This window comes from Limnohabitans sp. (assembly GCF_044373035.1).
Lineage (GTDB): Bacteria > Pseudomonadota > Gammaproteobacteria > Burkholderiales > Burkholderiaceae_C > Limnohabitans_A.
The window spans coordinates 1-10,989 of record NZ_JBILQU010000095.1; the positions used below are offsets into that span (position 1 = coordinate 1).

Here is a 10,989-nt window from a genome sequence, read left to right on the forward strand (position 1 = left end):
GATCAGGTAAGGCAATACGTAGCGGTCATAAACATTCATGGCAACGGCCTCCTGCCGTGTTCATTCAACACCGTGAACGAGGTTTTTAGGACGTGTGCCACGCCCATCGCGCACGGGGTGCGCTCCTACAAAATCGTAGCCTTGTATTTTGTAGGAGCCCACCCCGTGGGCGAAAAACCCATTTGCTCCCGGTCGTTCAACAAAAACCGGGGCTCATGCACGCGCAACCGGCATGGCGTCAGCCCTTCTTGGCCACCAGCGTCAAGATGTCGTAGCTGGCCACCACTTCGCCGAGCTGGTTGGTGACTTCCACGTCCCAAGCGACCACGCCTTGGCCCACGCCGTTGGCGTCTTTCTTGTTGCGGTCGATCTTGCGCTTGGCGGTCAAGCGCGCCTGGATGGTGTCGCCAATGCCCACGGGCTTCACAAAGCGCAGCGTGTCCAGGCCATAGTTGGCCAGCACCGGGCCGGGTGCGGGCGAGACAAACAAACCCGCAGCGGCCGACAGCACAAAGTAACCGTGCGCGATGCGCTTGCCAAAAGGCGAATCCTTGGCAGCGATCTCGTCGAAGTGCATGTAGAAATAGTCGCCCGACAGGCCACCAAAAGCCACGATGTCGGCCTCGCCCACGGTGCGACGGTGGGTGAGCAAGCTCTCGCCAATCTGCAGCTCTTCAAAGTAACGGCGGAAGGGGTGGACTTCGGTCTCGATCAACTTGGCACCACGCATGTACTCGCCCGTGACGGCGGCGATCATGGTGGGTGAGCCTTGCAGAGCGGTGCGCTGCATCAGGTGCTTGACAGCGCGGATACCGCCGAGTTCTTCACCACCACCTGCGCGACCAGGGCCGCCGTGTTTGAGCTGGGGCAAGGGCGAGCCGTGGCCGGTCGACTCAACAGCCGATTCACGGTCCAGGATGTGCAGGCGGCCGTGCAAAGCGGCTGCCACCGGGATGACGCGTGCCGCGATTTGCGGGTCTTTGGTGACCAGCGTACCGACCAGGCTGCCCTGGCCCCGTGCGGCCAGCTGCAGGGCTTCATCAATGCCATCGTAAGGCATGAGCGTGCTGACCGGGCCAAAGGCTTCCACGTCATGCACGCTGTCGGTGTTCAAAGGCTTTTGGCAGAGCAGCAGCGTGGGCGGGAAGAAGGCACCACCTTCGACACCCTGCCCCACCGGTTTGAATTCGGCACCACCGCCAAACACCAACTCAGCGCTTTGGCGCAGCAAGGCCACGCGCTCGGCCACGTCGGTTTGTTGCGAATGCGAGGCCAAAGCGCCCATCTTCACGCCTTCCACCGACGGATCACCCACCACGACTTTAGCCAGACGGGCCTTGAGCTTTTCGACCACGGCATCGAGGTGCTGGCGCGGCACGATGGCGCGGCGAATCGCTGTGCACTTCTGGCCCGCTTTGACGGTCATCTCGCGGGCGACTTCTTTCACAAACAGGTCAAATTCTTCGTCATCGGGCGTGACATCGGGCGCGAGGATGGCGCAGTTGAGCGAGTCGGCTTCAGCGTTGAAGGGTATGCTGTGCTTGACCACATTGGGGTGCACACGCAGCATGGCTGCAGTGTCGGCCGAGCCGGTGAAGGTCACCACGTCCTGGCCGTTCAGGCGGTCCAGCAGGTCGCCGGTGGAGCCGATCACCAGCTGCAAGCTACCAGCGGGCAAGATGCCCGACTGCTCCACCAAACGCACCATGGCCTCGGTCAGGTAGCTGGTAGACGATGCCGGTTTGCCAATGCAAGGCATGCCCGCCAAAAAGGTCGGCGCAAACTTTTCCAAGAGGCCCCAGATGGGGAAGTTGAACGCGTTGATGTGCACCGCGATGCCGCCACGCGGCACCAGGATATGCGTGCCCGCAAAGCCGCCCTTCTTGCCCAGCGGGAATGCGGGGCCTTCGTGAATCAGGTTGCCGCTAGGCAGTTCGTTGCTGCCCATGCTGGAATACGCGAACAAAGTGCCAGCACCGCCTTCGATGTCCACCCAGCTGTCGGCGCGCGTGGCACCGCTGTGGGCCGAGATGGCGTAGAGCTGCTCTTTGTGCTCACCCAGGTACTTGGCCAGGGCCTTCAGGCGCTGGGCGCGTTCTTGAAAGTCGAGCTTGAGCAAGTTGGGCAGGCCCACGGTGCGGGCGTAGTGCACCGCGTCGCCAAAGTCGATGGCCTCGGCATGGGTTTGGTACACGGTCTGGCCGTTGAGGGCGCTGCGCAGGGCTTGTGCGCCTTGCTGGCCGATCCATTGGCCACCGATGAAACTTTGCAGGACTTGGGACATGAGGTGCTTTCCTTGAGGAGGTCAAAACCCGGTGCCTTGGCAAGCCCTAGCGCTGCCTATGCGTTAACCAACCGGGCGGTCGGTTAATTCTAGTCGCAATGGCAAGGGGGATTTCAGCTTTTGTGCCGCTCAGGCACAGCTTGGGGAGGCACCGGGGCCTGAGAGCGCGCTTTCAGGTGCAACGCGGCCTGCGCCATCAAGTTGGCCGACACGGGCGCGGTGACAAACACAAACAGGGTGATGAGCAACTCGGCAAAACCTGCGCGGCCCTGGAAGGCCGAGACCAGCATGGACGCCACCAAAATGCCGCCCACGCCCAAGGTGGAGGCTTTGGTGGGCGCGTGCAAGCGCATGTAAAAGTCGGGCAGGCGCACCAGGCCAATGGCGCCCACCAGCAAGAAGAAAGCGGCAATCACGATGATGGCCGCAGCGGCCCATTCGATCAGGGGATTCATGAAGAGGCTCCTTTTATTCGACCACGTCGCCGCGGCTGAGGTAGCGCGCCAGCGCCACGGTCGAGGCAAAACCCAGCATGGCCACCAGCAAGGCGGCCTCAAACAGCAAAGCGGTTTGCCAGCGGATGCCCAGCAAGACGATCAGGGCCACAGCGTTCATCGACAAAGTGTCGAGTGCCAGGATGCGGTCGGTGGTTTCGGGGCCACGAAAAAGCCGCCAAGCGCACAGCGCCACCGCCAGGGTGACGGCCACGATGGCGATCGACAGGGCCAGATCCAGGATGTTCATGGCGGGCCTTTCTGGGCAAGGGGCGCAGCCTGCTCGCTGCAGCCAAAGATGTGCAGCAAGGGCGCTTCGTAGCGGGTTTTCATGTCGTCGATCATGGCTTGCGCGTCGTCGCAATTGAGGGCGTGCACCAGAATTTCACGACGGGTTTCGCTCACCACGCAGGACACCGTGCCGGGTGTGGTGGTGATGATGCTGGCGAACAGGACGTTGACCATGTGATGGTCTGTGGCCAGAGGCACAGGCACCCAGGCGGGCGACATGGCCTTCATGGGGCCCAGCACCAAGCGGGCGACGGTGATGTTGGACAACACGATGTCCTTGAGCACCACCCACACCAGACGCAGGGCTGCGCCCCAGTGAATGCTGGCCGCAGGCCCCAAAAACGGGTGGATCAGGCGCGGCACGATCAGCGCGATCAGCAAGGCCGACAACAGGTGCACGGGGGCCAGACTGTGCGACAAGGCCAGCCAGCTGACGCCCAACAAGAGCGAGAGGATGGGGTGGCTGAGCCAGCGCGCTTGGCTGGAAGGGTGCGCAGGGGTCGGTTTCATCGGGTGTCCTTCGCAGGGGTGTCGGTTGCAGCAGGTTCAGCCGGAGCTTGCGGTTTGGGGGCCGGCGTTGACTGGCGTGCCCCGTCATAAGGCCGCGTGCTGGTCGAAGGCTCGCCAGGGGCCAGGCCCAGCACGGCTTTGGCGTAGGCGGCGGTGTCGGCCAACTGCGTGGCGGTGTCGTCGGTGTAGCGCTTGATGGGCGAAGCCAACACGGCCATGACCAAGGTCAGCGCCATGAAGGCCCACACGGCCGACAACAGCTTGGGGCTGCTGCCGGCATTGCCTTGCGACTCGTCTGGCTCAGGCTGCACATGCCAAAACAAAATCACACCCGCGCGGGCCAGGCCCACGATGGTGAAAAAGCCCACGCTCAGCACCAGGGTCCAGACCCAGGCCTGTGCGGGCAGGCCCGAGCTGCTCTGCAAAATCATGAGCTTGCCCAAAAAGCCGGACAAAGGCGGCAAACCCGCAGCCGATGCCGCGCCAAACAGCAGCATCAGGCCCAGCAGCACCGGCTCGCGCACGGCCACGGCGGGACGCAGTTTGTCGAGCGCCTGCCCGCGCTGCGCGGCCATCAGCTCCACCAGCAAGAACAAGCCCGCGATCACAATCGTGCTGTGCAGCGTGTAGTACAGCGCAGCCGACAAGCTGTCGGTGGTGAACAAACCCACGCAGGCCAGCAAAGTGCCCACCGAGGACACCGTGAGGTAAGCCACCAGGCGGCTCATGCTGTGTGCCGCCAGGGCGCCCAGGACGCCCAAGGCGCTGGTGGTCAAGGCCAGCGGCAGCAACCAGTCGGCCACGGCCAGGGCCGACTCCCCCGCCCCCACGCCGAAGATCACCCAGTGCGTGCGGATGATGCTGTACACCCCGACCTTGGTCATGATGGCAAACAGCGCCGCCACTGGAGCACTGGCAGCGGCATAGGTGCCCGGCAACCAGAAATACAGCGGCACCAGCGCGGCTTTGAGGCCAAACACCGCCAGCAAGACCAGCGCAGCGGCCTGCGCCAGCCAGGCGTTGTCACCCGTGAGCTGCGCCACCTGTAGGCCCACATCGGCCATGTTGAGCGTGCCGGTCACGCTGTAGACCATGGCCAGGCCAATCAGGAACAGGCCCGAAGCCGCCAAGTTGAGCACCACGTAATGGATGCCCATGCGAAAGCGCTCGCGGCCTTGGCCATGCACCAGCAGCACATAAGAAGCAATCAGCAAGACCTCGAAGAACACAAACAGGTTGAATAAGTCACCCGTCATGAACGCACCACAGAACCCCATGAGCTGGAACTGGAACAGCGCATGGAAGTGCCGTCCGCGTGTATCCCAGCCGCTTGTGGCGTACCACAGCACCGGCACGGCCACGAGGTAAGTCAGCAGCACCATGAGGCCTGACAAGCGATCGAGCACCATCACGATGCCGAAAGGCGCAGGCCATTCGCCCACCTGATAGGCCAGCAGCTCACCACTGCTGGCTTGCACCGCCAATCCCACCGCCATCAGCAAGCCCAGCAAGACCGAGGCCATGGCCAGACGACGCGCCCAGCGTTGGCGGCTGTTGCCATGGCCACCCCCAGCCACTTCTTGGCTGCCATCGCCCAGCAACAACAAGGCCACGGCCGTGAACACGGGCAGCAAGACCGACAGCACAGGGGCGTGCTGCAGCCAAAATGCAAAAAGAGAGTCCAACATCAAGCCTGCCCTCCGCGTGCTTGAGCCGGATGGCCTTCAGAACCGGTCTGGCCTGGAGTGTGTCCCTGCGTCTGTTCCGGCGTCTGTCCGGGCTCGTGCCCGTCCACATGATCGCTGCCGCTTTCGTGGCGGCTGCGCAGGGCCAGCTCAATCACAAAGCCGGTGGTCGCAAAACCGATCACGATGGCCGTGAGCACCAGCGCCTGGGGCAAGGGGTCAGCCACCGGGCCGCTGCCCACCAAGATGGGCTGTGCATTGCTCCACAAACGGCCCATGGCAAAGATGAAGACGTTGACGGCGTAGCCGAGCAGGGACAAACCCAAGACCACGGTGAAGGTGCGCCCGCGCAGCATGAGGTAAACAGCGCAAGCCGTGACGAATCCGATACCGCTGGCCAACAAAAATTCCATGCTCATGAAAGGTCCTTGCGGCGACTGAAAACACTGAACAAAAAAACGGCGGCGCTCATGCAGCCCCCTGGGGACGCGCAGGCGATCCCGGCGCTTCACGTGTCACGGTGCCGAGCACCGAGATGGTCAACAAGGTCGAGCCCACCACGACCAGGTAAACGCCCAAGTCAAACAAGGCGGCCGAGGCCAAGGGCAACTCGCCCAACACCGGCACCACCGGATAGCCGTGCGCGCTGGTCAAGAAAGGACGGCCCCACACAAAGGCGCCCACACCGGTCAGCCCGGCAATGCCCAAGCCTGCACCGATCCACTTGACAAAGCGCCGACCGGCTTGGCCGCGCAGCAGGTACTCGGCCTTGGCCTGCCCCATGGACATGAACTGCAGCACCAGCGCCACCGCGGTGATCAGACCCGCAATGAAGCCGCCACCGGGCATGTTGTGACCGCGCATGAAGATGTAGATGCTGAACACCAGCGCCACCGGCAACACCACCGACGCGGCCACGCGCAGCATGAGAGGTTGGGCAGCAAAGGTCCAGGTGTGGCCGTCGCTGTCTTGGGTGGGGCGGCGCGTCCGCATGCCTTCCATCAAAGCCAGCACACCGATGGCAGCAATGCCCAGCACCGTGATTTCGCCAAAGGTGTCATAACCCCGGAAGTCCACCAGGATCACGTTGACCACGTTGGAGCCACCGCCCACGGGAATGGACTTGTCCAGGAAATACCAAGAGATCGAACTGTGCTCGCGCGTCAGGAAGACCCAAGTGAGCCAGGCCATGCCCGCACCAGCGGCCAGCGCCAGCGCTGCGTCGCGTGCGCGTCGTGCATTGCTCGATTCGCGCGGTGAATGCTGCGGCAACAAAGCCAGGCCCATGAGCAACAACACCGTGGAGACGACTTCGACCGACAACTGAGTCAGCGCCAGATCGGGCGCTGAGAGACTGACAAAGGTCAATGAGGTCACCAGCCCCACCACGCCCACCAGAATCACCGCCTGAAAGCGTTTGTGGTGTTGTAGCGCCAGAGTCAGGCTCGCAGCCCCCAGCATCAGCCATATGACAATGGCCAAGGGCGATGCAGGCATGAGATCGCGCGGACCGGTGCCGATGCCGCTGCCCAAGAGTGGCCAGCCTACCACCAAGACCACACCGCCCAGCATCCAGGCCACATAGCTTTGCAGCGAGCCGTTTTCCAAGCGCGTGGTGATCCGCGCCGCCAGCACAAACAGGCCATCGATCAGGCCTTCAAACATCTGACGCCCGGTGGCTCGGCCAAACCAGGCCTCGGACTCGATGCGGTGCAGGCGCTTGTTTTTGGCCAGCATCAGGTACAGCGCAATGCCCACCACCAGCGCAATCGCGCTCATGAGCAGCGGCAGATTGAAGCCGTGCCAGATGGACAAGTGGTACTCGGGCAGCGGTTTGCCCGCCAAGGCCGTGGCCGCCACATCGACCAACGGACCCAACGTGAGCGCGGGCAACACCCCCACCACGATGCACAGCGTGACCAACAAAATGGCGGGCAGTTTCATGCCCAGTGGCGGTTCGTGCGGGTGGGTGTTGGGCACATCGCCCAGCGGACCGTTGAAATACGTGTCGTGCACAAAGCGCAGCGAATAAGCCACGCTGCAGACCCCGGCCAGCGTCACCAACGCGGGCACCAACCAAGCGAACGCGCCCGACGTGCCCACCACCGCTTCGGTGAAGAACATTTCTTTGGACAAGAAGCCGTTGGTCAAAGGCACGCCCGCCATGGAGGCGGCTGCGACCATGGACAGCGTGGCCGTCCACGGCATGAGCGACCAAAGGCCGCCCAGCTTGCGCATGTCGCGCGAATGGGTTTCGTGGTCCACGATGCCCGCGATCATGAACAGCGAGGCCTTGAAAGTGGCGTGGTTAAGCACATGGAACACCGCCGCCACCGCAGCCAGTGGCGAGCCCAAGCCCACCAAAAACGTGATCAGGCCCAGATGACTCACGGTGGAGTAAGCCAGCAAACCCTTGAGATCGTGCTTAAAGATGGCGATGAAGGCGGCAAACAACACGGTGATCAGGCCCACCGTGGTGACAATCGCCTCGAAATAGCCCGATCCGGCCAGCACCGGGTACAGGCGCATGAGCAAGAAAACACCCGCCTTGACCATGGTGGCCGAGTGCAGATAGGCCGACACAGGCGTGGGCGCAGCCATCGCATCGGGCAACCAGAAATGGAAGGGGAACTGCGCACTTTTGCTGAATGCGCCCACCAAAATCAGCAGCAATGCAGGCAAAAACATCGGGGCGGCCTGAATCATGGCCACTTTGTCCAGCATTTCACTCAGCTCGTAGGTGCCCGCAATCTGACCCAAAAGCACAAAGCCGCCCAGCATGGCCAGGCCGCCGCCCCCGGTCACGGCCAAGGCCTGACGAGCACCGGCGCGGGCATCGGGCCGGTGGCTCCAGTAGCCCACCAGCAAGAATGACGAGACGCTGGTCAGCTCCCAAAACACCACCAACAAGAGCAAATTGTCCGAGAGCACCACGCCCAGCATGGCAGCCATGAACAGCATCATTTCGCTGTAAAACTTTCCGGCCGAATCCTTGGCGCTCAGGTAATAGTGCGCATACACAATGATCATCAGGCCGATGAACAAGATCAGGCCCGCGAACATCATCGACAGGCCGTCGAGACGGAACGTCAGGTTCAGCCCAATCTCGGGCACCCAGGGCCAGGCGTTCATCACCGTTTCGCCCGCCAGCACGGCCGGGGCCATGGACAGCAACAGGCCCAAACTGGCGGCCGTGACCGCGCCCGCCGCGCAGGCGGTCAGCAGCCGTGAGCGGGAACCCAGCCAAAAGGTGGCCAGTGTGCCCAGCAACAGAGGGAGCAATACGATGGAGAGCAGCACAGCATATCTTTCAAATGTGCGCAGCATTCTAGGCAGGCCCACGACCCAGGCCCACACTGCGAGGCATGCTGCCGCATCATGCAGGCGCAAAGCCGCACCAGCCGGTCGTTTCAACCCCAAAAACCCCATCAAAAAAGGGCCAAGAACATTTATTCCGTGTGCTGCACGCTGATTTTTGAAAATTTTGGGTACGCACACCAAAGCCCGTAATCAAAAAACAGGCTGGCAAAAGAGGCATTTGATAAGTATACTTATCAAATCCATGTTTTCTATTCGTTTCACCCCACTCAAGGACCGCCATGAGCCCTTTGCAAATCACCCTCCCCGTCATCGTTGCCGGTGGCGGCATTGGTGGCCTGGCAGCGGCATTGGCGCTGGTGCGCCAAGGCTTTGCCGTCACCGTGCTGGAGCAAGCCCCCGAGATCGGCGAGATCGGCGCGGGCATCCAAATTGGCCCCAACGGGTTTCATGCGTTTGACGCTTTGGGCGTCGGCGACAAGGCCCGTGGCCGTGCCGTCTACACCGACTTCATGGTCATGCACGACGCGATCGACGAGTACCAAGTGGGCAAGATCCCCACCGACGAAAAATTCCGCGAGCGTTTTGGCAACCCCTACGCCGTGATCCACCGCGCCGATGTGCATTTGTCTTTGCTCGAAGCTGCACGCGATACCGGACAAGTTCAATTTCACACCAGCACCCGGGTGGTGCGCATCGAACAAGACAACAGCAGCGTGACCGTGTGGGACCAAAACGGCAAGGCATTCAAAGGCTGTGCCTTGATCGGGGCCGATGGTGTCAAGTCGGTGGTGCGTGAGCAATTTGTGGGCGACCCGGCCCGCGTCACCGGCCATGTGGTCTACCGCGCCGTGGTCGATAAAAAAGACTTTCCGCAAGACCTGCAGTGGAACGCGGCCGCCATCTGGGTGGGCCCCAACTGCCACCTGGTGCACTACCCGCTGCGCGGGGGTGAGCAATACAACGTGGTCGTCACTTTCCACAGCCGCGAACAAGAAGAATGGGGCGTCAAGGACGGCAGCAAAGAAGAAGTGCAAAGCTACTTCCAGGGCATCTGCCCCAAAGCCCGCCAACTGATTGACCTGCCCAAGACCTGGAAGCGCTGGGCCACGGCCGACCGCGAGCCGATTGGCCAATGGACCTATGGCCGGGTGACCATGCTGGGTGACGCCGCCCACCCCACCACGCAATACATGGCGCAAGGCGCTTGCATGGCGATGGAGGACGCCGTCACTTTGGGCGAAGCCCTGCGCACACACCAAAACGACTGGCCCCAAGCGCTGGACATGTACCAGCGCGCCCGCGTGGCCCGCACCGCCCGCATCGTGTTGTCGAGCCGCGAGATGGGCCGCATTTACCACGCCAAAGGCGTGGAACGCCTGGTGCGCAATGACCTGTGGCGCGGCCGCAGCCCGGAGCGCTTTTATGATGCCATGGCATGGCTGTACGGCTGGAACGTGGGCAACTGCCTCGATGCAGCGCAACACAACTGATTTGAACGGAGACACCCCATGAACGACCTCGGACGCATCGAAGACCTGCCCCCAGACTATGTGCAGGACCTGCGCAATGTGAATCTGGTGCCGCTGTGGCCCAGCCTGCGCGGCGTGCTGCCGCCCAAAGTGCCCACGCGCCAGACCCAGCCCACCTGCTGGGCTTACAAAGACATCAAGCCCCTGCTGCTCAAAGCGGGTGAGCTCACGCCGATTGAAAAAGCCGAGCGCCGCGTGCTGGTGCTGGCCAACCCCGGCCATGGTCTGGACAAAATGCAAGCCAGCGCCGCCATGTATTTGGGCATGCAACTGCTCATGCCCGGTGAATGGGCCCCCAGCCACCGCCACACGCCCAACGCGGTGCGCATGGTGGTGGAAGGCGAAGGCGCCTGGACCACGGTGGACGGTGAGAAATGCCCCATGAGCCGAGGCGACTTGATCCTGACGCCCACTGGCCTGTGGCACGAACACGGCCACGACGGCACCGACCCGGTCATCTGGCTCGATGTGCTGGACCTGCCCTTGGTCTATTACATGGAGGCCAGCTACCACATCAACGGCGACCGCCAGACGGTGCAGCCTGGACGCAGCGACCAGCAATATGCCCGAGGCGGCGTGGTGCCATCGCATGTGTTTGACCGCAGCAAAAAGGCCTACCCCATGCTGCGCTACGCCTGGAAAGACGCCAAGGCCGCGCTCGAATCTCTGGCGTCTGACGATGCCGGTTTGGAGCAAGTGCAAGTGACTTACACCAACCCCGAAACCGGTGGCGATGCTGAAAACATCTTGGGCTTTTACGCCCTGATGCTGCGCCCTGGCCAGAGCCTGCGCCTGCCTGCTCGCTCGCCCGCTCAGGTGTTCCACGTCATCGAAGGCGCGGTGCAAGCGCAGATCGTGGCCAGCACCTTCACCCT

The 10,989-nt window shown here is 62.5% G+C and carries 9 protein-coding genes; 2 read left to right on the top strand and 7 right to left on the bottom strand.

The genetic code is table 11. The features are described from left to right. Positions 1 to 238 precede the first annotated feature (238 nt). The 7 genes from paaZ to ACIQ47_RS12555 all read right to left on the bottom strand — a co-directional run bounded on the left by paaZ (position 239) and on the right by ACIQ47_RS12555 (position 8,564). The gene (paaZ, locus tag ACIQ47_RS12525) at positions 239 to 2,284 is read right to left on the bottom strand and encodes a phenylacetic acid degradation bifunctional protein PaaZ (protein ID WP_396438428.1); all 2,046 of its coding nucleotides are present in this window, start codon (positions 2,282 to 2,284) and stop codon (positions 239 to 241) included. 113 nt (positions 2,285 to 2,397) lie between these two features. After that, positions 2,398 to 2,739, bottom strand: a complete 342-nt coding sequence (locus ACIQ47_RS12530) for a Na+/H+ antiporter subunit G (RefSeq protein ID WP_396438429.1) — start codon at positions 2,737 to 2,739, stop codon at positions 2,398 to 2,400. Positions 2,740 to 2,752: 13 nt separating this feature from the next. Further along, positions 2,753 to 3,028 carry a K+/H+ antiporter subunit F gene (locus tag ACIQ47_RS12535; RefSeq protein WP_108362688.1) on the bottom strand — a complete coding sequence of 92 codons (276 nt, stop codon included), beginning with the start codon at positions 3,026 to 3,028 and terminating at the stop codon, positions 2,753 to 2,755. Continuing rightward, on the bottom strand, positions 3,025 to 3,579 hold the full coding sequence (locus ACIQ47_RS12540) for a Na+/H+ antiporter subunit E (RefSeq protein ID WP_396438430.1): 555 nt from the start codon (positions 3,577 to 3,579) through the stop codon (positions 3,025 to 3,027). The genes ACIQ47_RS12535 and ACIQ47_RS12540 overlap by 4 nt, the downstream gene beginning before the upstream one ends. Continuing rightward, a complete protein-coding gene (locus tag ACIQ47_RS12545) occupies positions 3,576 to 5,267 on the bottom strand; it encodes a monovalent cation/H+ antiporter subunit D (RefSeq protein ID WP_396438431.1) in 1,692 nt (563 codons plus the stop codon). The genes ACIQ47_RS12540 and ACIQ47_RS12545 overlap by 4 nt, the downstream gene beginning before the upstream one ends. Continuing rightward, positions 5,267 to 5,677 carry a Na+/H+ antiporter subunit C gene (locus ACIQ47_RS12550; RefSeq protein WP_396438435.1) on the bottom strand — a complete coding sequence of 137 codons (411 nt, stop codon included), beginning with the start codon at positions 5,675 to 5,677 and terminating at the stop codon, positions 5,267 to 5,269. The genes ACIQ47_RS12545 and ACIQ47_RS12550 overlap by 1 nt, the downstream gene beginning before the upstream one ends. 55 nt (positions 5,678 to 5,732) lie before the next feature. Next, a complete protein-coding gene (locus ACIQ47_RS12555; RefSeq protein ID WP_396438432.1) occupies positions 5,733 to 8,564 on the bottom strand; it encodes a monovalent cation/H+ antiporter subunit A in 2,832 nt (943 codons plus the stop codon). A gap of 299 nt (positions 8,565 to 8,863) precedes the next feature. Here ACIQ47_RS12555 and ACIQ47_RS12560 point away from each other — a divergent pair, with 299 nt between their 5' ends. Then, positions 8,864 to 10,075 (top strand): 3-hydroxybenzoate 6-monooxygenase, encoded by a 1,212-nt coding sequence (locus ACIQ47_RS12560; RefSeq protein WP_396438433.1) that lies wholly within the window; start codon positions 8,864 to 8,866, stop codon positions 10,073 to 10,075. 18 nt (positions 10,076 to 10,093) lie between these two features. Continuing rightward, on the top strand, positions 10,094 to 10,989 hold an 896-nt coding region (locus tag ACIQ47_RS12565; protein WP_396438434.1), incomplete at its 3' end, for a cupin domain-containing protein.